Source organism: Azospirillum agricola, assembly GCF_020005195.1.
Lineage (GTDB): Bacteria > Pseudomonadota > Alphaproteobacteria > Azospirillales > Azospirillaceae > Azospirillum > Azospirillum agricola.
On sequence record NZ_JAIFZR010000004.1, the window covers coordinates 1 to 26,653 of the forward strand.

The following is a 26,653-nucleotide window of genomic DNA, read 5'->3' on the forward strand; positions in this document are numbered from 1 at the left end:
ATCTGGTCAAGCGCGCCGGGCTGCGCATGATGCACGAGAAGGAGCTGGAGGGCATCGAGAGCGAGGCCGACATGGCGGTGGCCGAAGGGGTGGTCGAGCAGCGCTCCCCCTGATCGGCCGCAGCATCGAGGAGGTGGCGCTGCGCGAGCGCCACGGCGTCAACCTGCTGGCGCTCAGCCGCCGGGGCCGGCCGATCCGCCAGCGCCTGCGCCGGGTCCGCCTCCAGCCCGGCGACCTCGTGTGTTGCAGGGCCGTGCGGCCACCCTGCCGGACACGCTGGGCGAGCTGGGCTGCCTGCCGCTGGCGGCGCGCGACCTTGCCATCGGGCGCACGCCGAAGCGGACCATCGCCCTGGCGGTGCTGGCGGTCACGGTGGCGCTGGTCGCCAGCGGGACGGTGCCGGTCGCCATCGCCTTCTTCGGCGCCGCCGTCGCCATGACCGTGCTGGGCGTCGTCACGCCGAAGGAGGCCTACGACGCCATCGAATGGCCGATCCTGGTGCTGCTGGGCGCCTGATCCCGGTCAGCGAGACGCTGCGCCACCGGCGGCACCGAGCTGATCGCCAGCGCCCTGTCGGACGCGGCGCAGGGGCTGCCGCCGGTCGCGCGCTGGCGCTGATCCTGATGACGGCGATGGCGGTCACCCCCTTCCTGAACAACGCGGCGACCGTGCTGGTGATGGCGCCGATCGGCGCCAGCCTCGCCGGGCATCTTGCGCCCCTTCCTCGATGGCGGTGGCGGTCGGGGCCGGCTGCGACTTCCTCACCCGATCGGGCACCAGTGCAACACGCTGGTGATGGGGCCGGGCGGCTACCGGTTCGGCGACTACTGGCGGCTCGGACTGCCGCTGTCGATCATGGTGGTGGTGCTGGGCACCGCCGCCATCGCGCTGTTCTGGCCGCTGGTGCCGCGCTAGGCCTGGCGCCGGCAAGCGCGGGCTCGGCCGCTTTGGCAGGTTCCGTCTCCCCGCCGACTGGTGTAGGCTTGGGGTCTTGCGGGCCATGGACCGGCTCGGCCGGGCGGGAGGCTGAACCATGCAGGTGTGGCGCCGGTATCTGGTGAGGGACGTTTCCGGGCGGCTGGTCGATCTGCCGGCGCGGCTCCTCGACCGCGCGGACGACGGAACGGCGCCCCTGCCGGCCTATGCCGGGCGCTGCGTCGAGGTGGTGGCCGCCGTGCTGGTCGGCGACCCGAAGAGTTCGGCCCGGCTGGCCGAGATGGAATTCACCAAGCTCTATTTCGACAAGTCCGGCTTCGTCGACGCCGCCAAGCGGGAGCGGATGATCCGGCTGATGCTGGAAAGCTGCGCCGACCCCGTCCGCCGTCTGCCGCGCGTCCGGACCGCGATCCGCTGGCGCACCGCGCCGGCACCGCGCGACCTGCTGACTAGGGAGTTCGGCTGGGACCCGAAGCCGGCCGAGTTGAACGCCGTGCTGAGCCGGCTCGACCCGGCCCGGCTCGACCGGGAGCCGAAGGTCCCCGGCCACGCCCTGCATTGACGGACTTCCCGCCGGCGGATCCGTGTCGGCGAATTCGTCCAAAGGGGAGGGGGCTCTTCACGTCAGCGTTCCTCCCCATATGGCGGTGACCGGCCCTTTGAGCGTTCGAACCGCGATGCCTCGCAGCGACACCGAGACGTCGATTCCCACCTTCGCCCGCATGCGCCAGCTGGCGCTGATCGGCACCGGCTGCACGATCATCGCGCTGGGCATTCTGATCTCGCCGCTGCCGGGGCCGGGCGGGCTGCCGGTCATGCTGCTGGGCGGCGTGCTGGTGCTGCGCAACTCCGCCGACGCGCGGCGCCTGTTCGTGCGGATGAAACGCCGCTATCCGCGCGTGCTCGGACCGGTCGAGCGTTTCCGGGTGAAGCTGCGCGTCCGCCGCCAGAAGAAGCGCATGCAGGGCTGAGCCCCGCGCAGGACCGTGACGCTGGACATCCACCCGCCGCCGCCTCCATCTTGTGCGTCCGCTTGAGGCTTGGAGGCACCGGTGAAGTCGGGCAACGCGATTCTGTCGAGCTATGGCACCACGATCTTCGAGGTCATGTCCCGCCTGTCGGAGGAGCATGGCGCGATTCAACCTGGGCCAGGGGTTTCCCGACGACGGCGGCCCGGCCGACGTGCTGGCGGCGGCGTCCGACGCGCTGCTGACCGGCTGGAACCAGTACCCGTCGATGATGGGCACGCCGGATCTGCGGCAGGCCGTCGCCGCTCACGCCAAGCGTTTCTACGGCCTCGACGTCGACTGGAAGACCGAGACGATGGTGACGTCGGGCGCCACCGAGGCGCTGACCGCCTGCCTGCTCGGCCTGATCAACCCCGGTGACGAGGTGGTGCTGTTCCAGCCGATGTATGACAGCTACCTGCCGATCGTGCGTCTGGCCGGCGGCGTGCCGCGCTTCGTCTCGCTGAAGGCCCCGGACTGGAGCTTCACCCGCGCCGACCTGGAGGCCGCCTTCTCGCCGAAGACCAAGCTGGTCCTGGTCAACGACCCGCTCAACCCGGCGGCCAAGGTGTTCAGCCGGCCGGAGCTGGAACTGATCGCCGAGTTCATGCTGCGCTTCGACACGCTGGCGGTCTGCGACGAGGTCTACGAGCATCTGGTCTTCGATGGCCGCGCCCACATCCCGCTGATGACCCTGCCGGGCCTGCGCGACCGCTGCCTGAAGATCGGTTCGGCCGGCAAGACCTTCTCGCTGACCGGCTGGAAGGTCGGCTACGTCACCGGCGCTCCGCATCTGCTCCAGCCGGTCGCCAAGGCCCACCAGTTCCTGACCTTCACGACCCCGCCCAACCTCCAGACCGCCGTCGCCTATGGGCTGGGCAAGGAGGATGCCTATTTCACCGGGCTGGCCGGCGGGCTCCAGGCCAAGCGGGACCGGCTGGCCGAGGGGCTGCGCTCCGTCGGCTTCGACGTGCTGCCGTCGGCCGGCACCTATTTCGTGGTGGCCGACGTGGCGCGTTTCGGCTTCGAGGGCGACGACCAGGAGTTCTGCCGCCGTCTGGTCGCCGAGGCCGGGGTGACCGCCATCCCGGTCAGCGCCTTCTTCGTCGAGAACGCGCCGCGGAGCTGCATCCGCTTCTGCTTCTCCAAACGCGAAGAGGTGCTCGACGCCGCCATCGACAGGCTGCGCCGCCGCTTCCCTTGACAGCCGGGCGGGGAAGCCAAATTTATATTGAAATCGAATTGTCGGATCCTCTGACGGATCCGGCGACGCTCCGCCCGATCGATCCTGGCCCATCGCCCTGCGGGGCGCATGGCCCGTGGATGAGGTCGGGATGGTCGCGGTCCGGTTCCCAGCAATCCGGTCGGGGAGGCATGGAACGGTGGAGCGTACGGCGTGAGGAACCCGGTGCCCTTCCGGCTGGGCGTGCCGTTGGCGGCGGCCATCGCGCTGGCGGTGGTGTGGGTCGGCTATTTCCAGATGGCCGACGCGCTGTTCGAGAGCCAGAAGCGCGACGCCATCGCCGGGGCCGAAACCACCGCCCGCGCCTATGAGAGCAGCACCGGCCGCACCCTGCACGAGATCGACATCACGCTGAAGAACTTCGTCGCGAAATACGCCGAGGGTGGCCTCGCGCAGGCGCGGCGGATCGTCGACGAGGGGCTGTACGACCTCAACCTGATCCATCACTTCAGCGTCTTCGACCGCACCGGCGCCATGGTCTTCCGCAGCGCCGGGCACGGGCGGGGCGAGGTGCTGGACGACGAGGCCATCCTTCCCTTCCACCAGGGGGTGGGCCGCTCGCTGATGCGCGTCGGCCTGCCTTATGCCGGGTCGGAAACCGGGCGGCCGCTGCTGCGCTTCACCCGCCGGATCGACGACGCCGATGGCCGCTTCGCCGGGGTCGTCTCGGCCAACGTCGATCCCGACTATCTGTCCGACTTCTACCGGCAGGCCGACATCGGCCCGCAAGGGGTGGTGTCGCTGGTCGGGCTCGATCATGTCATCCGCGCGCGCGGGGTCAAGCAGGGGGGAACGACGGAGTCGGCCTGTCCATCAGCCGGTCGGGAATGTGGGCGGCGATGAGCGCGGCGCCGATCGGCGTCTATTGGCAGACCAGCCTCGCCGACGGCCAGCGCCGCGCCTACGCCTACCGGCAGGTCCAGGGCTATCCGCTGGTCATCGCCGTGGGGGCGGCGCTGGTCGACATGGAGACGGCCGTCGCTGGCCTGCGCCGCCACATGCAGGCGATCGCGGCGCTGCTCAGCCTGTCCATCGTGACCGTCGCCGGCTTCCTGCTGGTCCAGCACCGCAACGCCGAGCGGCTGGAGGCGGCGCTGGCGGTCAACCGCGACTTCCTGGCCCGTGTCAGCCACGAGCTGCGGACTCCGCTCAACGCCATCCTCGGCTTCTCCGAGGTCATCAAGGACCAGATGCTGGGGCCGCAGGCGTTGCCGCGCTACGCTGACTACGCCAAGGACATCCACGCCTCCGGCCGGCATCTGCTGACGCTGATCGACGACATTCTCGACCTGTCGCGGTTGCAGGCCGGCCGGATGGAGCTGCATCTGGAGCCGGTCGATCCGGTCGCCGCCGTCGAATGGGCGGTCCGCATCGTGACCCCCAGGCCGAGCCGAAGCTCATCCGCATGGAGATCAGCCGCCCGCCGGCGATCCCCCCGGTCGTCGCCGACGAGCGCGCGCTGAAGCAGATGCTGTTGAATCTGCTGAGCAACGCCGTGAAGTTCACGCCGGAGGGCGGCCGCATCCACATCGCCATCGGGCGCGGGGTGAGCGGGCGCTGCGTCCTGCGCATCACCGACACCGGCGTCGGCATGACGGCGGAGCAGTTGCGCCAGGCGGTGGTGCCCTTCGGCCAGGCATCGGCCCTGACCACCCGTCCGGGGCAGGGGACCGGGCTCGGCCTGTCGATCGTCAAGTCGCTGATCGAGGCGCATGGCGGCCAGATGCGGATCGACAGCCGCCCCGGCCAGGGCAGCCAGATCACGCTGGAGTTCGCGACCTGAACCCACGGGCCGGGCCGCGCGGTGAACGGCGCCGCCGCTTCCGCCGCTCCGCAAGGCGGTTCCGTGCGGCGGTCAGAACCCGGTTTCACGGATGAGGACGGCGGCGGCGGCGCGCCAGAAGCGTTCGGCGAGGCTGCGGGCCTCGCCCTCGACACGGGCGACGCCGCGGGTGACGCGCGGCGGCCCCTTCGCCGCGTCGCCGCCGCTCTCGACGTCGAAGGCGATGCGGTAAACCGCCTCCACGGGGGTGAGCGCCGCGCGGCTGGAGACGGCTCCCGGTCCCGCCGGACCGGCCTGCCCCTCCACCGCCACCGGCCCGCCATGCAGCGAGGCGAGGGCCGGCACGTCCAGCACCGCCACGCTGACCGGATCGACCGCCCGCACCCGCGCGCCGATCCGCGCCCGCAGCGGGTCGTCGGGATGAAAGCGCGCCGCCGCCCCCGGTTGCAGCCGGTCGAAGTCGCCCTCGCCGACATAGCCGACCAGTTCGCCCGCCCCCGGCGACACCACCGTGGCCAGCGGCAGCTTCGGACTCAGCCAGCGGCCGGGCAACAGGGCGTCCTCCAGGTCGGTCACCGTGCCGGACAATGGCGCCCGCACCTCCAGCCGGGTCCGGCTGTCGAGCAGGCCCTGCCGTTCGGCCAGGGCCGCCGCCAGATCCTCCTCCATCGCCCGCAGCCGGTCGAGCTGCTCGCGGCTCGACGACAGCCGCGCGATCTGGTCCTGCATCCAGTCGATGCGCAGGGTCGCCTGCCGGAGCTTGCCGTCCAGGTCGGGGGCGGACAGGCGGAACAGCAGTTCGCCCTCGGCCACGGTCTGGCCTGGCCTGACCAGCGTCTCCTCCAGCCTGGCGGGGAAGGGGGCGTAGATCGTCGCGAAGCCGGAGGACCGCCACACCACCGGCACCGACACCGTCGTCGTCACCGGCAGCACCGCCAGCCCGACCGCGCCGGACAGCCCGAGCAGCGTCAGCAGCGTGCGGCCGTTGGCGCGGAAACGGTCGCGCAGCCCCCACCACGCCCGGAACTCGGCGAACAGGGGGCGAGCGACGAACCAGCCGATCTCGATGGCGAACAGCAGGATCCCCAAAACCTTGATGGCGACGTGGTAGACCAGCAGGGCGATGCCGAGGAACAGCACCAGCCGGTAGACCCAGGTGACGTAGGCATAGACCAGCAGCGTGGTGCGCAGGCGCGGCGGCATCTGCTCCGGTGCCGGCTCGCCCAGGCCGAACAGCCATTCCCGCAGCCTCCAGCGGGCGAGCGCGAAGGCGCGGTCCTGTAGGTTCGGCACGTCGAGCGCGTCGGACAGCAGGTAATAGCCGTCGAAGCGCATGAAGGGGCTGAGGTTGATCGCCAGCGTGGTGACCCAGCTGACCGTCGCCAGGAAATAGGCGGCGCTGCGCAGCGGCCCGTCGGGCAGGAAGCTCCAGGCCAGCGTGGCGAAGACGGCGATGGTCAGCTCGGTCAGCATGCCGGCGGCCCCCACCGCCAGCCGCTGGCGCCGGGACACCAGCCTCCAGGCGTCGGTGGTGTCGGTGTAGAGCACCGGCCACATCACCAGGAAGGCCACCCCCATGGTCGGCACCCGGCAGCCGAAGCGCTTGGCGGTGTAGGCGTGGCCAAGCTCGTGGAGGATCTTGGTGCTTATCAGCGTGACGCCATAGAGCGCCAGCCCCTCCGGACTGAAGAAATGCTGGAAGGTGTGGAGGAAGGCGTCCCACTGCCGCGCCGCCAGCAGCAGCCCGGCCACCCCGGCCAGCAGGACGATCGTCAGCCACGTCCGGCTGTAGAAGGGCGCCACCCAGCCGACCGTCGCCGACAGGAAACGGTCGGGCCGCAACAGGGGAACGCGGAAGAACAGGTAGTTGTGGATCAGCCACCAGATCCAGCCGGTTTCGCGCGCCGCCGCCTGCCGCGCCAGATAGGCGGTGTCGGCGGTGACGGTGAGGTTGTTGGCGGCGAGGAACTGGTAGAAGCCCATCACGTCGTCGTCGGTCGCCTCGAACAGGCTTTCCGCCGCCACCGCCGCGGCGATGGCGCGCGGCGCGCCGAGATGCCAGTGTGCGATCAGCGCGAAGGCCTGCGGGCCGATGCGGAAGTAGCGGTTGCGCACCGGGTCGTGGATGGTCCAGCCCGGCGCCCCGTCCAGCCCGGCGGGGGCCGGCAGCAGCGCCAGGTCGTCGCGCAGCGCCGGCAGCCGGACTTTGTCCGGCGGGTTGCGGCCGGGCGAAGGAGCAGCGGCGCTGCCGGTGAGGGCGATGGACAAGGCGGCGTCCTTTCGGGCGGTCGCGCGCTCAGATGCCCAGCGTCTGGCGCAGCAGGGCGAGCGGGCGGCGGAACAGGTAGAGGGCCAGCGGCACCCGCTCGCCCAGGATCTTGGCGGTGCCGCGCAGGCCGATGCGGGGCGGCGGCTGGCCGGGGTCGGCCTCCAGCGCCGCCTTGACCCGGTAGGACAGCACCCCCGCCGCCGAGAGGCCGGCCTCGTAGCTGGCGTGGGTCAGCCGGGCGCGCAGCGGGCGCAGCGGATCGACGTTCAGGAACAGCTCGACCCTCGACCCCTCCTCCAGCACCAGCGCGTCGCCGACCGCCACCTGGATGTCGATCTCCGGCGCCTGCGGGTCGGCCAGTGTCAGCACCCGTTCGCCGACCGCCACCGGCTTGCCGAGCCAGTCGTTGGTGTCGGTGAAGACGGCGAGCCCGGCGCGCTCCGCCCGCACCGTCACCCGGTCGAGCAGGTCGCGGGCCAGCCCCAGCTCGGCGCGGCGCAGTTCGACCTGGGCGCGGAGCTGGCCGACGCGCGCCTTGGTCTGCGGGTCGGCGAAGGCGGCCTGGGAGGCGGTCAGCAACTCCGCCTCGGCCTGGCTCAGGCCCTTGGCGGCGACCTCGTGCCGGCTGCGCAGCACGGTGGCGTCGAAGCTGAACAACGGCTGGCCGGCTGCCACCGCCTCGTTGGGCTGGACGTGGAAGCGTTCGATCACCCCGTCCAGCGGGGCGGCGACGATCACCGGGTCGCTGGCGCGGATCTCGGCCGGCGCCAGGGTCGACATCGGCACCGGCAGCGCGAGCACCCCGCAGACCAGCGCCAGCGCCAGCAGCGGCAGCATCGCGCGCCGCCGGCCCGGCTTGGGCGCCCGCTTGCCGGCGAGCGCCCACCAGGCATGGCCGTAACCCTCCGCCAGATGCCCAAGCAGCAGCAGTTCGCCATCGGTCCACGGCTCGTCGCGGCCGAGCCACAGGCCGGCGCGCGGCACGCCGTCCGGCCCCGCCAGCGGGCACCACAGCGCCTGGGCCGGTCCCCACTCGCCCCAGGCGCCGCGCACGGGCGGGGGCAGCGCGGCGGGATCGACGACGTGGATGGTCCCACCCTCCGGCCCGGCGGCGACGGCACGGGCGGCGTCCTCCAGCCAGCGGGCGAAGGGGGCGTTCGGCTCCAGCACCGCGATGTTCGACACCGCCTCCAGCGCCGGCCGGCCGCGTCCGGACGCAGGCAGGGTCGGGGGCAGGGTCAGGAAGGCGGCCTGCCGGTAGGCGATCAGCCGGCGGGTCTGGTTGACGATGTGGTAGCGCAACTCCGCCGCCGCCGTCAGCCGCCACGCCTGCCGTTGCAGCTCCAGCAGAAGCAGCAGGCCGTTGACCGGGTTGGCGGCGGACGGGCCGGCGCCGCTCATGCCCGGCACGCCCATGCCGGCCTCATGGGGACCAAACTCATGGGGGCGAGGCTCACGGGGTGGCGGCCGGCTTGGCAGGCAGGGCGGACAGCGCCTGAAGCGGGAAGACCGCAGTGCCGCTCATCCCGGCCGTCAGACCGGTGGCGGGGCCGCTGTCGCCGAGCAGCCGGGCGGTGACCTTCACCGATTGGCTGGCCGGATCGACCTTGGCGCCGGGCTGCACCACCTCGCCGGGCAGCGACGCCCCGGTCTCGTCCACCCGCAGGTCGAAGCGCTGGCCCGGCTTCAGCCAGACCAGCCAGGACGACGGCACGATCAGCTCCACCTTGAGGTCGCGGTCGGACAGGATTTCCAGCAGCGGCGCCCCGGCCGGAACCGACTCGTGCTCCTGGATGCGCCGCTCGACCGCTCGCCCGTCGAAGGGCGCGCGGATCTCGCAGCGCTTGGCCTGGACTTCGTATTTGCGGACGTCGGCGCGGGCGACCTGCGCCTTGGCCTCGGCAAGCTGGACCTCGGCCTCGCCGATCGAGCGCAGGCTGTTGAGCTTGCGGTTGACCCGCGCCGTCACCTCCGCAGCGTTCAGCTGGGCACGGGCGGCATCCAGCTCGGCCTGATAGCTGGCGCAGTCGAAGGCGATCAGCACCTCGCCGGCCTTGAAGCCCTGCCCGGCCTCGACGCCCAGCCGGGCGATGCGGCCGGGGATTTCGGCCGACAGCACGGCGTGCCGCTTGGCCTCGACCAGCGCGCGGACCTGCCCCTGGGCGGCGTCCTGGGCCAGTGCCGCGCCGCCGGACCAGCCGGGCAGCGTGGCGGCGAGCGCCGCGGCGACGGCGGCCGCGACGGGACGGATCACGAGGCGGCCACGGCCGGGGCGCCTTGCATGGCGGAGACGGTTCGGACGGTGCATCCCTGCTGCTTACCCTTCACATCCTGGCAAAAGCGCTCGGCGTCGGCGTGGTCGGCGAAGCCGCCGACGCGCAACTGGACGATCGGCCGGCCGCCGGCGCTGCGGCTGGTGGTGACGAACAACGCCCCCTTGCCGTCGGCCGCCGAACCCAACCGTTTGGCGAGTGTATCCCAATCGCGCTGCGCCAGCCTGTGGCTTGTGTAGGCCCCGAGTTCCACCTGGATGACGGGGGAGAAGGCGGCGGCGACGGCCGGAGCGGTCCTCGACGGCCCGCTGGCCGGTCCGCTGGCGATCGGGGCGATCATGACCGGCGCGGGTTTCGCTTCGGCGACCGGCGGGGTGGCGGCCGTCTCCGGCTTCGCCGGTTCGGGCTTGGCGGCTTCGGCCTTGGGATCGGCTCCCTTGGCGAGGTCCTTGACGCGCAGCGCGCTGTTGGCGCGTTCCTGCCAGGAGCCGAGCCCCTGGTCGACCGCCCGGGTCAGCGTCGCCAGATCGGCCGAGGGCACCGTTTCGGGCAGTGGATCGACACCGGCCGACACCATCACACGGGCGTAGGCGTTGTGCAGGTCGGCGTAGACCAGATCGCGCCGCAGGTCCGACAGCAGCGCCGTCACCTCGGCCTGGATCACCCCCAGCTCGCCGATCTGCCCGGCGGTGCCGACGTTGGCGTACTGGGTGCGGATGCGCGTGTCGAGATCGGCCTGCTCGGCGGTCAGTCCGAATTCCTGGTTCAGCTCCCTGAATTGCAGCATCGCCACCCGCACCTGGCTCAGCACCGCCATGCTCAGCGCCTGCCGGCGGAAGGTCACCAGCTCCTCCTGCGCGTTGGCGTAGGACAGCGTGCCGGGGGCGGAGACGAGGTTGATCAGGTTCCAGCTCACCCGCGCGCCGTAATCGGCCCAGCGCTGGTTCAGCAGGAAGCTGTTGCTGTCGTAGCGCAGCGCCGCGTTCAGCTCCACCCCCGGCAGCAGCTTCAGCATCGACCGCCACGTCTCGTCGGCCGAGATGCGCTGGTTGTAGCTCTCCTCAAGCAGCTCCGGCCGGTTCAGCAGCGCGTAGGTCTCCAGCGCCTCCACCGGGATCTCCAGCCTGGGCGGCGCCTTGGTGCCGTCCTTGGCCGGCAGTTCGACCTCGAAGGGCTCGCCCGGCGGCAGCCCCATCAGGGCGCCGAGCTGCGACTTGGCCGCGACCAGCTCGCGCCGCAGCGACTGCAACTGGCGCAGCGTCTCGACCAGCGAACGGGTGTAGCCCAGCGCCTGCAACGGTGCCTGGACGCGCAGCGCCTCCAGCGTGCGGGCGTCGCGCCGGGCTCCTTCGATCCGCGCCTCCAGCGGGGCGATGCGCTCCAGCATCCGTTCGGCCGCCACCGCCCGCCAGTAGGCGGTGCGCACGTCCTGGAGGATGCCCTGGACGACGCGGCGGCGGCGCTCGTCGGCGATCAGCACGAGGTTGGCGTTCTGCCGCGCCCGCAGGTAGCTGACGCCGAAATCCAGCACGTTCCAGGTGAAGCCGAGATCGCCGACCCGGCGGTGCTTGTCGACCGCCGTGGTGCTCTCGCCGGTGCGCCGGCCGGTGGCGAGGTTCAGGCTCTCGGAACCGCTATCGTTGTTGCGCCCGACATAGCCGGCCGAAGCCACGACGCGCGGCAGCATGTCGTAGTGCGACAGGTCGAGCTGCTGGCTGGCGACCGCCGTCTCCATGATCTTCACGCGTTCGTCGAGGTTGTACTTGATGGCCCGCGCCATCGCCTCGTGCATGGAGATCGCCCTGGTCACCGGCTCCTGCGGGGCGAACACGACGCTGAGATCCTTGCGCACGCGCGCCAGATTGTCCTCGGCCGTCAGCGGTTCCGGCGACACCGCGCAGCCGGCGGCGAGCAGCGAGGCGGACAGCGCGACGAGCGGAAAGGCCGAAGAAAGCGGGCGGCGGCGGAGGCGGGCGGGCGAAATCTTCATGGGACGGTTGGATCCGTTTTGCGTTGGAGAGGCTGGGCGGGAGCGTTCGGAAAGGAGGGCCGGAGCCGTGCCGCCGTCAGGCGGCGCGGCTGCCGGGCAGGGTGTGGTTGACGAGGGCGGCGAGCAGGGCCGATGCCCCGGCCGGACCGCCATGGGCGCGGGCGACCTGCTGGGCGAAGCCCGGCGCCACCCGGCCGGCCGGCGCCGCGTCGGCCCGGTCGGCCGGCTTGCCGTCGCTTCCCGTGTCCTGGGGTGCCGCTCCGCCCGGTGCCTCGGCGCCGCCTTCGCCTTGCCCCTCGGGCTGGCCCTGCGGCTGCTGATCCTGCGGCGGCAGGTCCTGGGGCTGGCTTTGCGGCTCCCGGTTCTGGCCGTCGCCGGCCGGGGCGTTGCCAGGATTGGGGACGGTGCGCTGGCTGTTGGCCCCCGGCCCCTGGACGTTGCCGTTCTGCGGTGTGCCGGCCGTGGGCTGGATTCCGGTGCGTGGGCCGATCGATCCGGAGAATGGACTCTGCACCCCGCCGATCACACCTCCCAGACCGCTGCCCAAGCTGCCACCGAACCCGCCACCCAAGCCGCCGGTCAGCGGGCTGCCGCCGCTGGAGCCGGTGCTGCCGCTGCCGCCCGACAGGCCGCTGGAGCTGCTGCTGGAGCCGTCGCTGTTCTGGCCGCCGACGCTGCCCAACGTCACCGAGCGGCCGGCGTCGGTGCTGGCCGACGAGCCGCCGACGCTGCCCAACGTCACCGAGCGGCCGGCGTCGGTGCTGGCCGACGAGCCGCCGACGCTGCCCAGCGTCACCGAGCGGCCGGCGTCGGTGCCGGAGGATCCCATCATCGGGCCGCTCCCGCTGGTTGCGCCGTTTCCGCCGGGCAGGCTCGGCAGCGCGGTGGAGCCGCTGCCGGTGGAGCCGGAGCTGGAGGAGGTGTTGGTCGAGGGGCCGTTGCCGGAGATCGTGGTCACCGGTGTCGCCGCCGGAGGCGGTGGCGGCACCGCGGTGGCGGGAACGTTGACCGACACCGTCGCCGCCCCGCTTTCGTTGCCGGCTGCATCGCGCGCCGACACTGTGATCGACCGGCTCGTCGCCGTGCCGCCGAAGCTGGGGTCGGTGGCGCTCGACCGCAGCCCGATCGCCCGCACCGCCGCTTGGTAGTCCGCCGCCGAGGCGACGCCCGACAGCACGATCCGGTTGCCGTCCCTGCTCGCCGTGATGCCGCCCGGCAGCGCGCCGATCACCAGCTCGTCGCCGGCCTGCGCGTTGGTCAGGCTGATCACCACCCGGTCCAGCGTGTTGGCGTCGGACAGCGAAATTCCGGCGCCGACCGCCGCCGTCCCGCCGGCGGTCAGGCGTGGCGCCGCGCCACCCGCCGCCACGGTCGGGGCCTGCGTGTCGATCATCAGCACCAGCGCCTCGGACCGCTGGGTACCGACGTTGCCGGCCGCGTCGGCGGCGCTGACCTCTATCCGGTGGGCGCCGTCGGTCAGCGGGTTGTTCAGGGTCAGGCTCCAGACCCCCGCCCCGTCGGTCCGCGCGGTGCCGACCGCCGTGCCGTCGACATAGACGGTCACCGTGCCGTTGGGCGGGGCGGTGCCGGTCAGCACCGGCCGGGTCGTGCTGGTCAGCCCGTCGCTGGCCGAGGCGCCGCTGTCGCCGGAGGCGAGCGTCGGAGCCGAGGGAGCGCCGGGCGCCGTGCTGCGGATCGTGAAGGTCTGGCTGGCCGACCGTCCGGTGTTGCCGGCCGCATCCGTCGCTTCGGTCGCCACGCTGTGGTCGCCGTCGGCCAGCGCGTCGGCGACGGTGAAGCTCCAGCGCCCGTCGGGCCCCGCCGTCGCCGTGCCGACCACCACCCCGTCGAGGATGACGCGGACGCTGCTGTTGGGCTCGGCGCTTCCGGTCAGGGTCGGGCGCGTCACGCCGGTGATGCGGTCGGTCGCCGAAACCCCGCTGTCGGAGCCGGGGGCGAGCGACGGCGTCGAGAGCACCGGCGGCGTGGCGTCGATGACCAGCGCCAGCGCCGGTGAGGCGGGGCTGACGTTGCCGGCCCGATCGGTCGCCGTGGTGGTGATCGAGTGGGCGCCGTCGGTCAGCGGGTCGGTGACGGTGAAGCTCCACGCCCCGCCGGGGCCGGCCGTCGTGGTGCCGCGGGCGACGCCGTCGATCATCACGGTGACGGTGGAGCCCGGCTCGGCGGTGCCGCCGATGGTCGGCCGGTTGACGTTGGTCAGCCCATCGGTGGCCGAGCTGCCGCTGTCCTGCCCGGCGGCGAGGACCGGAACCGACGGGGCGTCCGGCGCCAGCGTGTCGACCAGCACGCCCTGGGTGCCGGGGATGCCGCCCAGGGTCGCGGGCAGCGCCAGCCTGGCGGCGTCGGTGATGCTGGCGCCGTTCAGCGCCAGTTCCTTGACGGTGATGCCGTCGGCGTCGTTGTCGCCGGCCTGCACCACATAGTCGAAGCGCAGCGCCGTTCCACTGCTGCCGGCCGGGTTGTAGACCGCCACGCGCTGGACGCCGCCGATGTCGAGCAGGATGGTCGGCGTGCCGTTGACGATGACCGCCTCGCTGAGCTGCACGGTAACGCTCAGCGTCTTGCCGACGGTGTAGGCCCCGTCGGCCGGGACGCTGACGCCGACGACGCTGGGCGGGGTGGTGTCGATGACGATGGCCTTGCCGCCGGCGAGCGAGGCGCCCCCGCCCGGCAGGGCCAGGGTGGCGGGGTTGCCCGTGGTGTCGGTGATGACGCCGCCGTTCAGGGCGAGGCCGCCGGCGTCGAGGTCGGCGGTGGTGTCGCCGGCCTGCACCACGTAGGTGAAGGTCAGCACGCTGCCGCCGGAGCCGCCGCTGTAGGTCGCGACGCGCCCGGTGTTGAGCGTCAGCGTCGGCGTGCCCGACACCGTCACCGCTTCCGAGAAGCTGACCTGGATGGTGATGGTGTCGCCGGTGCCGTAGGTGCCGTCGGCGGTCGAGGAGGACACCGCGGCGACCATCGGGCCGACGCTGTCGATGCGCACGCCGGCGGTGGCGGCGACATTGGCCAGCGTCAGGGTCGCCGCGTTGCCGGCCGCGTCGGCGATGGTGCCGCCGCTCAGCGCCGAGCCGAGGACGATGCCGTCGGTGTCGAGCTTGCCGCTGCCCACCGTGTAGCGGAAGATCAGCGCCGCGCCGCCCGAGCCCGACAGGTAGGTCGCCTGCACCACCTCGCCGTTGTCGAGGGTGATCGGCAGGGTCGGGGTGCCGGTGACGGTCACCGCCTCGCTGAAGGTGACGGTGAAGTCCATCGTCTGGCCGGTGGCGTAGGTGGCGTCGGCCGGAACCGCCACCGCCGTCACCGCCGGAGCGGTGGTGTCGATGATGATCGCCTTGTTGGCGCCCAGCGAGTTGGCCGCCCCTGGCGCCGCCAGCGTCAGGGTGGCGGCCATGCTGGTGGTGCCGTCGACGATGCTGCCGCCGTTCAGCGACAGCGCGGTGGTCGAGGCGTAATCCAGGTCGGCGGAACTGTCGCCGGCCTGGACGGTGTAGGTGAAGCTCAGAGTCGTGCCGCCCGAACCGCCGGTGTAGGTCGCCGTCCGCCCGGTGCCGAGGCTCAGGGTCGGCGATCCGGTCACGGTCACCGCCCGGTTGAAGGTGACGGTGATCGTCACCGTGTCGCCCGCCTTGTAGGTGCCGTCGGCGGTCGTCGCCGACACCGACGTCACGGTGGGGTTGACCACCGCCGTCAGAACCAGATCGTCGGAACCCGTGCCCGCCGCGTAGCTGACCGTGTAGAGGTCGCCGTTGGTGGTCAGGGTGCCGCCCTCGGCGAGGCTGGGGAAGGTTGTGCTGATGGGGCTGGAGCCGGTGTTGTTGATCACCGCGTAGGTGGTGTTGGTCGCCGCGTAGCCGTTCACGCGGGTGACGCTGATGAAGTTGTTGCCGGTGGTGCCGCTGCTGCCGCCGTTGATCGTGACGGTGCCGGAGACGCTGACCTTGTCGTAGCTGGATGCGCCGGCCAGCTCGATCGCCAGGATTCCGTTCATCGTCAGGTTGCCGCCGATGAGCAGCGTGCCGATGCCGTTGTTGCTTCCCGCGACGCCCGGCGCCAGGGTCGCCCCGCCGTCTACGGTCACGCTGCCGCCGATGGTTCCGGTGCCGCCCAGGGTCGCGCCGGACGCCACCGACACGGCCCCGTTGCCGAGGCTGCCGGTGAGGAGCAGCGTGCCCGCCGACACCGTGGTGCTGCCGGTGTAGGTGTTGGCGCCCGACAGGGTCAGCGTTCCGCTGCCGGTCTTGGTCAGGTTGTTGCCGGAGATCACGCCCGACAGGGTGACGGCGGCGGAGGTGTTGATGGTGGCGCCGTTGGCATCGATGCCGATGCCATTGTCGATCACCCCGGCTCCGGTCACGGTCAGCGTGCCGCCGTTCAGCGTCACCGTGCCACCGCCCAGGTTGCCGTCGCCCGCCACGACCAGCGTTCCGCCTTGCACGGTCGTGGCGCCGGTGTAGGTGTTGGCGCCCGACAGGGTCAGCGTTCCGGTGCCCTCCGTGATCAGGCTGCCGCTGCCCGAGATCACGCCGGAGACCTCGTTGCTCGCGTTGTCCACCGTGGTCAGGACCGCGTTGAGCACCACAGCGCCGGCCCCGGCGATCGAGGCGATCGCTTCGTCCTTCGCCACGGTGAAGGTCGCGCCCGCGGCGACCGTCACCGCCGACGTGTCGTCGATCGCGCCGGAGGCGCTGTCGGCGGTCAGCCCGCCCGCCGAGATGGTGGTGGCGCCGCCGTAGGTGTTGTGTCCGGTCAGCGTCAGCGTCCCGCCGCCGGTCTTGGTCAGCCCGGCGGTCGGCCCCGAGATGTTGCCCGACACGGTGACGTTGGCGTCGGTCCGGATGGTGCTATTGGCGGTCAGGATGATGCTGTTGTCGATGGTGGTGGCGCCGGTGACGGCCAGGGTGCCGCCCTCCAGCGTCACGGCGCCGGTGCCCAGGTTGCCGTCGCCGGCCACCGCCAGCGTGCCCGTCTTGATGGTGGTGCCGGCGTAGCTGTTGGTGCCCGACAGCGTCAGCGTTCCGCCCCCGTCCTTGGTGAGGGTGGTGCCGCCGGACACCGTGCTGGTGACCGTCGCGGTCTTGTCGCTGGCGACAATGACGGTGGCGCTTCCCGCCAGTTGGATGGCGCTGCCGCTGACGGTCACGCCGCTGGTGGTGCCGAAGTCCAGCTTGTCGCCGCTTCCAAGCGTGACGTTGCTGCCCAGCGTGATGCTGCTGTTGTCGGCGACCGCGATGACGATGGTGTCGGGGGTGCCGGTCTGCGCCACGCTGCGCGCCAGCGCCTCGCGCAGGGAGAAGCCGTCGGCGGCGTTGCCGTTGCTGTCGTCGGTGGCCTGATCGACGTAGATGGTGCTGCTGGTCACCGTGACGTCGGCGTCGGTGGTGTTGCCGCTGCCGTCGGACAGCGCGAAGCGGATGGTGGCGTTGCCGTAGGGTGTGTCGTTGGCGTAGAGGATATTTCTCATCACCGTCTGCACCAGCGCCGAGGTGGCGTTGGCGTTGAAGGTGATGGTCAGGACACCGCCGCTGTTGGTGGTGACGTTGCCGAAGATCACGGAACCGCCGTCCTTCAGGGTGGTGCCATCGACGGTGAAGCCGGATCCGCTGAGCGAGAACACGTCCTTGGCGGTGGCGTCGGCGCTGCCGCCGGTCACCCGCTGCACCGTCAGCGAGCCGCCGCCCCAGCCGACGCTGTTGTTCTCGGTATCGGACACCGTGGCGTCGCCGCCGAGATCCAGCGCCACCGTGTTGCCGGCCCCGGCCCAGGCGACGCTGTCGGTGGCCAGATTGCCGATCACGGGCGCGGCGTTGTAGGTGACGTTGAAGCTGTGGGTCAGCGTGGTGACGGGGTTGCCGGCGGTGTCCCTCACCGGGCTGGAGCCGAGGGCGACGCTGTAGGAGCCGGCGTCGGTCGCCGAATTCCACGCGCTGTTCGGCGTCACCGTGTAGGTCACCGTGTTGCCGGACACGCTGGTGTTGGTGACGGTGAGCGCCGCCGGCCCCGTGACCGTGACGTTGCTGGCCGACACGGTCGATGCGTCGATGTTTTCCGAATAGGTCACGGTGACGGTGAAGGTGCTGCTTCCCGACGGGCTGCTCAGGGCCGGCCGCGTCACCGAGGTGGTCGGCCCGGCGGTGTCGAGCGTGACGGTCAGCGATCCGCCGGCGGTGCCGACGTTGCCGACGGCGTCGGTGACCCGGGCCGTGAAGGTTTTGGCGCCGTCCGCCCCGAGATCGCCGCTCGTCACCGTGAAGTCGACGTAGCCGTTGCTGATGTCGGTGGCGTCCAGAACCTTCGCTGTCGCGTGGGTCAGCGCGCCGCCCCCCAGCAGCAGTTCCAGCGTGTCGCCCGCCACGGCGTTGGTGGCGTTCAGGGAGACGCGCAGCACTGGGGCCGTCGCGCTGGTGATCGCGTCGGAGGAGGAGGAGCCGGTGTCGCTGCCCGATGCCAGGGCGATGGCGGTGCCGGGCGCGCCGGGAGCGGTGTTGTCCAGCGTGTGGAGCCGCTGGTCGGTCCCGGTCGGGGTGGTCGCGGTCAGGGCGTTGCCGGCGCTGTCGGTGATGCCGTGGTTGTTTGCGAAGCCGAGGGACACATCGCCGTTGTAGCCGGCGAGGTCGCCGCCCGACACCGTCACGTCGTAGGCGTTTCCGCCCACCGAGGTGACGCTGGTGACCGTGGCGGTGGTGCCGGACACCGAGAAATCCGAGGCGCTGGGCGTGGCGGCCAGCGCCTCGGAGAAGGTGACCCGGTACACCAGCGTGTCGGCGTTGGTGTGGAGGGTGGACGGGGTCTGCCAGGTGATCGAGGTCACGGTCGGCGCCACGGCGTCCACCAGGACTCCGCTCGTGCCGGGGGCGGTGAAGGCCAGCGTCATGGCGTTCCCGGCCGCATCGGTCAAGGTGCCGCCGTTCAGACCCAGGGCGCCGACCGTGATGCCGTCGGCGTCCAGATCACCCGTCTGGATGGTGTAGCTGAACACCAGCGCCGTGCCGCCGCCGCCCGACTGGTAGGTGGCGTAGACCGTGCTGGACCCGATGGTCAGCGCGATTCGCGGCGTTCCGGTGACGGTGACGTTCTCCGACGCGGTGATCGTGAAGCTCAGGGTTTGGCCGGCGCGATAGGTCGCGTCGGTCGGCACGCCGACCGAGCTCACGGTGGGCGCGGTCCGGTCGTAGGTGATGGAACGGGTCGCCTGGGTGGCGGCGTTGCCCGCCGCGTCCGCCACGTCGGCGGTGACGGTGATCGAGCCTTCGCTCAGCCCCTGCACCTCGCCGCTCGTCAGGGTCGTCGACCAGCCGTTGGACGACACGGTGACCGTCTTGGTCACGGCCCCGATGTTGACCGTCACCGTCTGGCCGTCCTCCACGCCGGAGGTGGTGCCCTGGATCGTGACCGCCGAGTCGTCCTCGGTGCCGTTGATCCGGTCGTCGGTGGCGATCATGGAGATGCCGATGGTCGGCGCGGTGGCGTCGATCGTCAGGCTGGTGGCGCTGGAGGCGGCGCTGGGCAGGCCGCCGATGGTCTGGATCGCCTTGATGTTGGCGTAGGTGCCATCGGTGATCGCCGATCCCACGGTCAGCGAGATGCTGGTGCCGCTGGCGGTGCCGCTGGCCAGTTCCTCGCCCGCGTCCACCACGCCGTTGTTGTTGGCGTCGTTGAACAGCGTGACGGTGGCGCCGTTGCTGACGCCGGTGACGGTGAAGGTGGGCGTGGCGACGTTGGTCTTGCCGTCCCCGATGGTGCCGCTGTCCGACGCGGAGTCGAGCGTCGGTGCGCCGGGCGCGGCCGGCGCGGTGGTGATGGTGACCATCGCCGGGCTGGACATCATGTTGTTCAGGCTGTCCACCGCCACCATGTAGACGTCGTAGGCGGTGCTGGCCGACAGCCCGGTGACGGCGCCGAAGCTGCTGGTGTAGGGGCCGGAGGCGACCGCTTGGCTGTTTGCCGCCAACGGGGCCGTGTCGCTGGCGTTGTGGCCGGCCACCACTTGGGCGGCGCTCGGCGCCATGGCGCCGCTGGCGACCACCACGTAATAGATCGTTCCGGCCTCGTCGATGCTCGCCGACGGGGTGAACCCGGAGACGGTGACGCTGCCCGCCGACGGGAGGACGTCGAAGCTGGGGGCGGCCGAATCCACCTTGACGTTCGTCAGACTGCCGAGATTGTTCAGCGTCGTCGCGAGGTCGTAATGGTTGGTGGTGACTTCTTGCAACGTGCCGTTGTTGGGTTGCAGGACGCCGGTGACGCTGATGCCATCGGGGTCCAACAACCCGCTTTCCACGGTGTATGTGAACTTCAAGGCGGTGGCCGTGGAACCGCTGGCGGTGTATTGCGCGTATTTCACGGTGCCGCCGATGTCAAGCGCCAGCTGCGGCGTGCCGGTGACCGTGACGCTTTCCGAGGTGTTGACGGTGAAGGTCAGGACGTCGCCGGTCTTGTAGGTGCCGTTCGACGGCACCGACACCGACAGGATCACGGGCGCATCGTCGACGACCGTGATGTTTGCAAAGTCGGCCGCGGTTGAGAAGGCGGTGGCGTTGCCGGTCGCGACCGTGGATGTCTTGCTGCCCGCTGTGCCCGACGTCTGGTCCCAGGCGCGGAAGGAGATGGCGTTGGTGATCGTGCCGGTGTAGTCGGTGTTGGCCTTGAAGAACAGCCGGGTGTTCGCATCCGCCGCCAGCAGCAGGGAGTTTGCCGCGTTGACGGTGCCGACCGCCGACCAGTTCGCGCCGCCGTCGGTCGTGTAATACCAGCTTCCGTTGCTGTTGGCCGCGCCGGTCAGCGCAATGCCGGTCACCGCGCCGGCGTTGCTGTCCGTGACGTTGCCGGGCGTCCCGCCAATGCTGACCAAGTTGGACACCAAGGTGCCCACCGCGCCCGTCGGGGTGGAGACGGATGCCGATTGATTCTCGTTTGTCAGAACCGGAGTCTTGTTGGCGTCGAGAACTGGGGCGACGTTGGGTTCCACATAGAAATTGCTCAGGGACAAATCGGTGTATGTGACGCCAGACAAGAAGAATTGATAAGCGTTGATTCCGTCATAAATAACGGCAATTGTTCCGTCTGTTCCGGTCGAATATGTGGTTGATGCGGAGCCTGATTGAAGTTTTCCGGGGGTTACCACGACAACAGGATTCACCGAAGATCGTGATCCATTGTCGGGAGACAAATAGGTCGCTTGTTTCTCGAATCCAAACGTGGAAACATCAAAATCAGCTATATAGCTGCTGAATGACATTTTGTCAGTGGAAGCTTGGAAATTTGTAATAATGTTCTTTATTGTCAACTGATCCGGTGTGGAGCCTGAATTGTCAGTCACGATTATTCCGCTACTGAACTCCCCATTGGATGTGTAGTCGACCACAAATACATCGCTACCCACAGTCCCATTCACCGTTATCCCGTCGTTTTGGGTTGTTTCGGGGGCGACGGTGACGTTGCCGAGCAGATGGTCGTAACCGGTGAGATCACGGAACGCGGCATCCGTTTCGATGTCACCAACGGATCGTTCAAGCTGCCAGTTTCCCTCCAGCGCGGAGGCGCCCGTCCTGTCCGTCGAAGCCGCAACATCAGCGCCGGTCAGAGACGCCAAATTCCCGATGAGAGTCAGTCCATCGCCCCCTTTGGCGATGTCGCAGCCGTAGACCAGCAGGTCGCCGTCAGGGGTGAGGGCGCCGCCGATGGTGGCGAGGTCGGTGCCGTGGGCGGCCACGGTGGACTCGTTGAGCGTAACGGTGCCGAGATAGACATACCCTTCCGCACCGTGGCTGACGATGTGAATGGCGTCATAACCGCTGTGGGTCTGTGCCCACTGAGCCATCTGCGACAAGCCGTCCTTGGTCGAATCGAGCAGCACCACTTCCACGCCGGCCTTCGCGCCGTCGATCAGGGTCTGATAATCGGCGACGTCGGATTCGACGAAGACGACTTCCTTTCTGCCGCCGTTCAGCGCCGGGTCGGCCGCACGGATTTCCACGGGGGCGACCGGAGCGGTGGCTGGGGTGGCGGCTCCGGCCGCGAGCGCGACCGTCTGCGGCTGATCGGCGGTGTGCGCGGTGTCGTGCGTGGCGGCGGCCGGGTCGGCGGCGTGGTCGGCCGCCGCGGGGTCGGCGGTGGCGGCCCCGGCGGCGTCGAACATGAAGCGCGGCTCCAGCGCGAAGGCCAGAGGTGGTCTGCTTCCCCCCGTCCGGGCCCGGCCATGAGAGGGTTCGGGTTTCGCGTCATTCGCGAAAAGCGTGAACATCGACTTCATGACCGCGCCCGTCGGTAGCCAGGGAACAAAAGATCTCAAACCAAGCGTTGATTTATAGAAAACCCGCAGGCTGCTTGCAACATGCGTATATACGACAAACTGTGCCAAATTGCAGCGCGCAGCGGGTGTGACGGTCGAAAATGAACCTTTATCCGCTGAGGTTCCTGTGACAAATTTCACGTCAGGCGTGAAGAGTGCATCCTTCCCCGCGGCGGTCGCGAGTGGCGCTTCGGCCCCCACCGTGCAAGGTGGCGACCTCTCCATGGCCAGGGGATGCAAGCCGTCCTGTATCGCTCCGCCGCCAATCTTCCGCGTGCGCCGAGCCGTGAGGGAGTCGGGCAGTTCCCAGGCGGCGGCGGGTTGTTTTTGCCACTAAAAGTATGATGAAACGAAATGAATCATTTTATCCGAGGCTTTATGGCCGTTTCGTCACATCTTGCGGGATCTTTTCTTGCTGCATCGCAATGGATGTACGGTACGGACCGACTGGGAGAAAATATAGCAAAACCTGTCGACTTTTCAAATTTTCAATGATATCCCGGATATGCACGATCCAAGGGAATTCCTTGGACGTCGACGCCGTAGAAATTGTCTCAATGGCTTTACGCTATCAATTTGGGAGTGGTTGCGCATGGATATGACCATCGGGATGATATTCGTTGTCGCCTTCGATTGGGCGCCGCGGGACACGGTGTACTGCCGGGGGCAGACCCTGCCTGTGGGCCAGAATCAGGCTCTCTTCTCCCTGCTGGGCTACCGGTACGGTGGCGACAACGCCGCCAATTTCGGCATTCCGGACCTCCAGGGGCGTGTGCCGGTCGGCACCGGCACCAGCACCTGGAGCCCTCTCCCCACGGGCCAGAAAGGCGGCAACGCCAGCGTCACCCTCTCGCAGGCGAACCTGCCGGCCCACACCCACGGAGCCAGCTTCACCCCTGTCGTGAGCCCGACGACCATCGAGTTTCCGGCGGTCACGGGGAACCTGTCCGTCGCCGGGACGCTGGAGGCGACCACCAACACGACAGCCACGAACACCCCCGGCTCTCCCAACACCTGGCTGGGCGCTCCGTCGTCGACCAGCATCAAGATGTACGCCCCGGCCGGCGGAACCAATGTGCCGCTGTCCGGCCTGACCATGAGCGTGTCCGGCTCCCCCAGCCTTCCCAAGCAGACCACCACCATCAACAGCGTCGTCGGCGGCGCGGTGACCATCGGTTCCGCCGGCGCCTCGGCCGCCGTTGCGCTCATCCAGCCCTACCTCGCGCTGAACTTCGTCATTGCCTTGCAGGGTCTCTACCCGAACCGTCCGTGATGGAGCTGAACCTCCTGTCCGCCGCCGTCTTCGCCCCCCACCTGAACACCGTCTTCACGATGGTTTCGGTGGACGGGCTCGAGATCGCGGTGACCCTGACCGAATGCCAGGAGAGGCCGCGCAGCACCATGCGCGGCAGCCCGCGGACGGCCTTCGACCTTGTTCTGGAATGCCCGGCGGAGGGGCTGCCCTTCTTCAACGGGGCCGAGTTCACGCTCCACCATCCGGTGGTCGGGAGCCTCGGGCCGCTGCATGTGGAGCGGATCCTGACCGCTCCGGCCGACGCCGGGGTGGCCTGCTTCCAGATCATCTTCAACTGACGCCGCAACCGGCGCCGTCCGCTCCGCCGCCGGCGGGGCGGACGACGTTCCGACCAGGGAACAGCCGACGCATGACCTTGGCTGGAGCCGACGCGTCGCCGCGCGATGGGGAACGATCGGAAGACCGGGGTTCTCTGCCGGGGGCATGGAAATCCTATTGACTGCTTCTTGTCATCAATTCTGGAGGGCTTGTGCATGGATATGACCATCGGGATGATATTCATCGTTCCCTTCGACTGGGCGCCGCGGGGTACGGCCTACTGCCGGGGGCAGACCCTGCCCGTGAACCAGTACCAGGCCCTCTTCTCCCTGCTGGGCTACCGGTACGGTGGCGACAACGCCGCCAATTTCGGCGTTCCGGACCTCCAGGGGCGCGTGCCGGTCGGCACCGGCATCGCCAGCTGGAGCAGCCTTCCCACGGGGCAGAAGGGCGGCGACGCCAGCGTCACCCTCTCGCAGGCGAACCTGCCGGCCCACACCCACGGAGCCAGCTTCACCCCTGTCGTGAGCCCGACGACCATCGAGTTTCCGGCGGTCACGGGGAACCTGTCCGTCGCCGGGACGCTGGAGGCGACCACCAACACGACAGCCACGAACACCCCTGGCTCTCCCAACACCTGGCTGGGCGCTCCGTCGTCGACCAGCATCAAGATGTACGCCCCGGCCGGCGGAACCAATGTGCCGCTGTCCGGCCTGACCATGAGCGTGTCCGGCTCCCCCAGCCTTCCCAAGCAGACCACCACCATCAACAGCGTCGTCGGCGGCGCGGTGACCATCGGTTCCGCCGGCGCCTCGGCCGCCGTTGCGCTCATCCAGCCCTACCTCGCGCTGAACTTCGTCATTGCCATGCAAGGCCTTTACCCGGACCGCCCGTGATGGAACTGAACCTCCTGTCCGCCGCCGTCTTCGCCCCCCACCTGAACACCGTCTTCACGATGGTTTCGGTGGACGGGCTCGAGATCGCGGCGACCCTGACCGAATGCCAGGAGAGGCCGCGCAGCACCATGCGCGGCAGCCCGCGGACGGCCTTCGACCTTGTTCTGGAATGCCCGGCGGAGGGGCTGCCCTTCTTCAACGGGGCCGAGTTCACGCTCCACCATCCGGTGGTCGGGAGCCTCGGGCCGCTGCATGTGGAGCGGATCCTGACCGCTCCGGCCGACGCCGGGGTGGCCTGCTTCCAGATCATCTTCAACTGACGCCGCAACCGGCGCCGTCCGCTCCGCCGCCGGCGGGACGGACGGTGCCCCAACCAGGGAACAGCCGACGCATGACCGGCTTTACCGGAGCCTTCACCTTTCCCGGCAATCTGGGGGCGCGCTTCACGACCCCGTCCGACGAGGATTTCCTTCTCCAGCTGTTCATCGAGGCCCGCCCCTGGCTGTCCTGGGCGGAAGGCAGCCGGGATTTCCTGCGCATGCTTCACGAGCAGCAGTACGCGACGATGCGGGCCGGGCTGGAGAGCCTCTATCCCGAACACATCGATCTCGTCATCGAGAAGGCCGGCGACCGCGTGGGCCGGCTGACGGTCGATCTCGGCTACTCCGACTGGCGGGTGTCGGAACTCCAGATCTCGATCGAGGCGCGGGGCAGGGGCATCGGCTCCGACGTGCTGCGCGGTCTTCAGATGGCGGCGACCAGCCTTCTGCTGCCGATCTCGCTGTCCACCCCGATGATCGGTTCGCATGGACGGCAGGTCTATGAACGGCTGGGATTCCGTGTGACGGACGTCACCCCTCCGCTTTACCAGATGGCCTGGTTCCCCCAGGGGCATCCGGCGGCCGTTCCGGCCGGGGCGGCGGTGCCGGCTTGACCTCCCGACGAAGGCGGCATGAGGACGCGTATGCTTGATCCGCTTTCCCGGCCGGGACCCGTTTCGGAGGGCGTGGCGATGAGCGCGCCGATGGCGGAGCGGGCGCCATCCGGTCCGGCCCACCCGTGGCGCCGGCTGGTGGAGGATCCGGCCGACGCCGACGCCTGGATCCTTTCGGGCGCCATGCTGGACCAGACTGGCGACCGGGCCGCCCTGTGCCACCGACGCGCGCTGGCCATCGATCCCACCCGCGAACTGGCCTGGGCCCACCGGGCGGCGGGCCTGACGGCGCGGGGCCGCCACGCCGAAGCCATCGCCTGCAACCGGGTGGCGGTCGCCCTCTGGCCGGACAGCCCGCTGGCCGGCCTCAACCTTTCCAACACGCTCTACCGGGCCGGCGATTTCGACGAAGAGCTGGCGGTGCTGGCGCGGTTGGTCCGGCTGGAGCCCGACAATCCGGTGATGCGGTGGGGGCGGTCGCAGATCCGCCTGCACCGGGCGGATTACGCGGGTGGCTTCGCCGATTACGAATCGCGCTATTGGCTGCCCGAATATGTCTATCGCCTTCACCGGGGGCCGCGCTGGGACGGCGCGCCGCTGGACGGCAAGTTCATCATGGTGACGCTGGAGCAGGGATTCGGCGACACGCTGCTGATGGCCCGCTACCTGCCGATGCTGAAGGCGCTGGGCGCGCGGCGCGTGATGGTCGAACTGCGCGACGAACTGCGCCGCCTGTTCGCGGGGATGGAGGGGGTGGACGCCTTCATCGCGGAAAACGCGGCGCCGACGCCGCTCTACCATGTCCACAGCTCGATCATGAGCCTGCCGCTCCGCTTCGGCACCCGCTTCGACAGCGTGCCGCCTCCGGTGCGGTTGGCCGTCCCGGAGGAGGCGCGCGCCAAGGCCGCCCGCCTGCTGGGGCCGGACGACGGCCGGCTGCGGGTCGGCGTCGTCTGGTCGGGCAACGCCGCCTTTTCGAGCAACGCCATCCGCGCCACCACCCTCGACCGGTTCCTGCGCTTCCTGGAGGTGCCGGGCGTCGCCGTCTACAGTTTGCAGAAAGGGCCGCCCGAGGAGGAGCTTGGCAGGCTGCCGCCGGGCACGCCGATCGTCCCGCTGGGGCCTGAGCTGGAGGATTTCGCCGACACGGCGGCGGTGGTCGAGCGGCTCGATCTGGTGATCATGACCGACAGTTCGGTCGCCCATCTCGCCGGATCGCTGGGCACGCCGGTGTGGAACCTGCTTCAACACGTGCCTTATTGGGTCTATGGCCGGTCGGGGACGACGACGCCCTGGTACCCGTCGATGCGCCTGTACCGCCAAGGCCCCGACGAGGATTGGGAGCCGGTGTTCGAGGCGGCGCTGCGCGACCTGCGCGCCCTGGCCGGACGGCGCGCGGCCCTCCCCCGGCCGGGCGGGAGCGGCGCCTGATCGTTGCGC

At 70.1% G+C, this 26,653-nt stretch carries 18 protein-coding genes and 3 pseudogenes; 15 read left to right on the forward strand and 6 right to left on the reverse strand.

What is annotated here, in order from left to right:
• Window positions 1-133: 133 nt before the first annotated feature.
• The 9 genes and pseudogenes from JN22_RS35200 to JN22_RS09035 form a co-directional block, all read left to right on the forward strand.
• A pseudogene (locus JN22_RS35200) lies at window positions 134-181 on the forward strand (hypothetical protein); the annotation flags it as partial.
• Window positions 182-243: 62 nt separating this feature from the next.
• Window positions 244-516, forward strand: coding sequence for an SLC13 family permease (locus tag JN22_RS09000; RefSeq protein WP_223677641.1), 273 nt, complete (start codon window positions 244-246; stop codon window positions 514-516).
• 195 nt (window positions 517-711) lie between these two features.
• Complete coding sequence (locus JN22_RS09005; RefSeq protein ID WP_223677642.1) at window positions 712-915, forward strand: hypothetical protein; 204 nt, start codon at window positions 712-714, stop codon at window positions 913-915.
• A gap of 118 nt (window positions 916-1,033) precedes the next feature.
• The gene (locus JN22_RS09010; protein ID WP_085553642.1) at window positions 1,034-1,498 is read left to right on the forward strand and encodes a hypothetical protein; all 465 of its coding nucleotides are present in this window, start codon (window positions 1,034-1,036) and stop codon (window positions 1,496-1,498) included.
• Between the two features lie 115 nt (window positions 1,499-1,613).
• Window positions 1,614-1,907 carry a hypothetical protein gene (locus tag JN22_RS09015; RefSeq protein WP_085553643.1) on the forward strand — a complete coding sequence of 98 codons (294 nt, stop codon included), beginning with the start codon at window positions 1,614-1,616 and terminating at the stop codon, window positions 1,905-1,907.
• A gap of 81 nt (window positions 1,908-1,988) precedes the next feature.
• Window positions 1,989-3,147 (forward strand): annotated as a pseudogene (locus tag JN22_RS09020) (aminotransferase).
• Between the two features lie 192 nt (window positions 3,148-3,339).
• On the forward strand, window positions 3,340-4,029 hold the full coding sequence (locus JN22_RS09025; protein WP_223677643.1) for a cache domain-containing protein: 690 nt from the start codon (window positions 3,340-3,342) through the stop codon (window positions 4,027-4,029).
• Window positions 4,026-4,649 carry a cache domain-containing sensor histidine kinase gene (locus JN22_RS09030; protein ID WP_223677644.1) on the forward strand — a complete coding sequence of 208 codons (624 nt, stop codon included), beginning with the start codon at window positions 4,026-4,028 and terminating at the stop codon, window positions 4,647-4,649. The genes JN22_RS09025 and JN22_RS09030 overlap by 4 nt, the downstream gene beginning before the upstream one ends.
• A complete protein-coding gene (locus JN22_RS09035; protein ID WP_223677645.1) occupies window positions 4,592-4,969 on the forward strand; it encodes a sensor histidine kinase in 378 nt (125 codons plus the stop codon). The genes JN22_RS09030 and JN22_RS09035 overlap by 58 nt, the downstream gene beginning before the upstream one ends.
• A gap of 72 nt (window positions 4,970-5,041) precedes the next feature.
• Here the strand turns inward: JN22_RS09035 and JN22_RS09040 are convergent, their stop codons facing one another.
• From JN22_RS09040 to JN22_RS35345, 6 genes and pseudogenes are all read right to left on the reverse strand, one after another.
• The gene (locus JN22_RS09040; protein ID WP_085553644.1) at window positions 5,042-7,237 is read right to left on the reverse strand and encodes an HlyD family efflux transporter periplasmic adaptor subunit; all 2,196 of its coding nucleotides are present in this window, start codon (window positions 7,235-7,237) and stop codon (window positions 5,042-5,044) included.
• A 28-nt stretch (window positions 7,238-7,265) separates the two neighbouring features.
• On the reverse strand, window positions 7,266-8,654 hold the full coding sequence (locus tag JN22_RS09045; protein WP_085553645.1) for an efflux RND transporter periplasmic adaptor subunit: 1,389 nt from the start codon (window positions 8,652-8,654) through the stop codon (window positions 7,266-7,268).
• A 37-nt stretch (window positions 8,655-8,691) separates the two neighbouring features.
• The gene (locus tag JN22_RS09050) at window positions 8,692-9,492 is read right to left on the reverse strand and encodes an efflux RND transporter periplasmic adaptor subunit (protein WP_223677646.1); all 801 of its coding nucleotides are present in this window, start codon (window positions 9,490-9,492) and stop codon (window positions 8,692-8,694) included.
• Complete coding sequence (locus JN22_RS09055) at window positions 9,489-11,501, reverse strand: TolC family protein (RefSeq protein ID WP_085553647.1); 2,013 nt, start codon at window positions 11,499-11,501, stop codon at window positions 9,489-9,491. The genes JN22_RS09050 and JN22_RS09055 overlap by 4 nt, the downstream gene beginning before the upstream one ends.
• A 76-nt stretch (window positions 11,502-11,577) precedes the next feature.
• Window positions 11,578-20,370: an Ig-like domain-containing protein gene (locus JN22_RS09060; RefSeq protein WP_223677719.1), complete on the reverse strand. Its 8,793-nt coding sequence runs from the start codon at window positions 20,368-20,370 to the stop codon at window positions 11,578-11,580.
• Between the two features lie 657 nt (window positions 20,371-21,027).
• Window positions 21,028-22,035: pseudogene (locus JN22_RS35345) on the reverse strand (DUF4347 domain-containing protein); the annotation flags it as partial.
• 367 nt (window positions 22,036-22,402) lie between these two features.
• Here JN22_RS35345 and JN22_RS09070 point away from each other — a divergent pair.
• From JN22_RS09070 to JN22_RS09095, 6 genes are all read left to right on the forward strand, one after another.
• Window positions 22,403-23,083 (forward strand): phage tail protein, encoded by a 681-nt coding sequence (locus JN22_RS09070; RefSeq protein ID WP_179166103.1) that lies wholly within the window; start codon window positions 22,403-22,405, stop codon window positions 23,081-23,083.
• Window positions 23,083-23,403, forward strand: coding sequence for a DUF6916 family protein (locus JN22_RS09075; RefSeq protein ID WP_223677647.1), 321 nt, complete (start codon window positions 23,083-23,085; stop codon window positions 23,401-23,403). Before JN22_RS09070 ends, JN22_RS09075 begins: the two co-directional genes overlap by 1 nt.
• 195 nt (window positions 23,404-23,598) lie before the next feature.
• Window positions 23,599-24,279, forward strand: coding sequence for a phage tail protein (locus JN22_RS09080; protein ID WP_179166104.1), 681 nt, complete (start codon window positions 23,599-23,601; stop codon window positions 24,277-24,279).
• The gene (locus tag JN22_RS09085; protein ID WP_223677648.1) at window positions 24,279-24,599 is read left to right on the forward strand and encodes a DUF6916 family protein; all 321 of its coding nucleotides are present in this window, start codon (window positions 24,279-24,281) and stop codon (window positions 24,597-24,599) included. The genes JN22_RS09080 and JN22_RS09085 overlap by 1 nt, the downstream gene beginning before the upstream one ends.
• A 71-nt stretch (window positions 24,600-24,670) precedes the next feature.
• Window positions 24,671-25,213, forward strand: coding sequence for a GNAT family N-acetyltransferase (locus JN22_RS09090; RefSeq protein ID WP_085553652.1), 543 nt, complete (start codon window positions 24,671-24,673; stop codon window positions 25,211-25,213).
• Between the two features lie 78 nt (window positions 25,214-25,291).
• Entirely contained in the window at window positions 25,292-26,644 is a 1,353-nt protein-coding gene (locus JN22_RS09095) for a tetratricopeptide repeat-containing glycosyltransferase family protein (protein WP_179166105.1), read from the forward strand.
• Window positions 26,645-26,653: the final 9 nt, after the last annotated feature.

Excerpts from the sequence above, each read along its gene's own strand:
- JN22_RS09010 (WP_085553642.1), top strand. The coding sequence starts at position 1,034 with ATGCAGGTGTGGCGCCGGTATCTGGTGAGGGACGTTTCCGGGCGGCTG.
- JN22_RS09015 (WP_085553643.1), top strand. The coding sequence starts at position 1,614 with ATGCCTCGCAGCGACACCGAGACGTCGATTCCCACCTTCGCCCGCATG.
- JN22_RS09030 (WP_223677644.1), top strand. The coding sequence starts at position 4,026 with ATGAGCGCGGCGCCGATCGGCGTCTATTGGCAGACCAGCCTCGCCGAC.
- JN22_RS09035 (WP_223677645.1), top strand. The coding sequence starts at position 4,592 with ATGGAGATCAGCCGCCCGCCGGCGATCCCCCCGGTCGTCGCCGACGAG.
- JN22_RS09045 (WP_085553645.1), bottom strand. The coding sequence starts at position 8,654 with ATGGGCGTGCCGGGCATGAGCGGCGCCGGCCCGTCCGCCGCCAACCCG.
- JN22_RS09055 (WP_085553647.1), bottom strand. The coding sequence starts at position 11,501 with ATGAAGATTTCGCCCGCCCGCCTCCGCCGCCGCCCGCTTTCTTCGGCC.
- JN22_RS09070 (WP_179166103.1), top strand. The coding sequence starts at position 22,403 with ATGGATATGACCATCGGGATGATATTCGTTGTCGCCTTCGATTGGGCG.
- JN22_RS09075 (WP_223677647.1), top strand. The coding sequence starts at position 23,083 with ATGGAGCTGAACCTCCTGTCCGCCGCCGTCTTCGCCCCCCACCTGAAC.
- JN22_RS09080 (WP_179166104.1), top strand. The coding sequence starts at position 23,599 with ATGGATATGACCATCGGGATGATATTCATCGTTCCCTTCGACTGGGCG.
- JN22_RS09085 (WP_223677648.1), top strand. The coding sequence starts at position 24,279 with ATGGAACTGAACCTCCTGTCCGCCGCCGTCTTCGCCCCCCACCTGAAC.
- JN22_RS09090 (WP_085553652.1), top strand. The coding sequence starts at position 24,671 with ATGACCGGCTTTACCGGAGCCTTCACCTTTCCCGGCAATCTGGGGGCG.
- JN22_RS09095 (WP_179166105.1), top strand. The coding sequence starts at position 25,292 with ATGAGCGCGCCGATGGCGGAGCGGGCGCCATCCGGTCCGGCCCACCCG.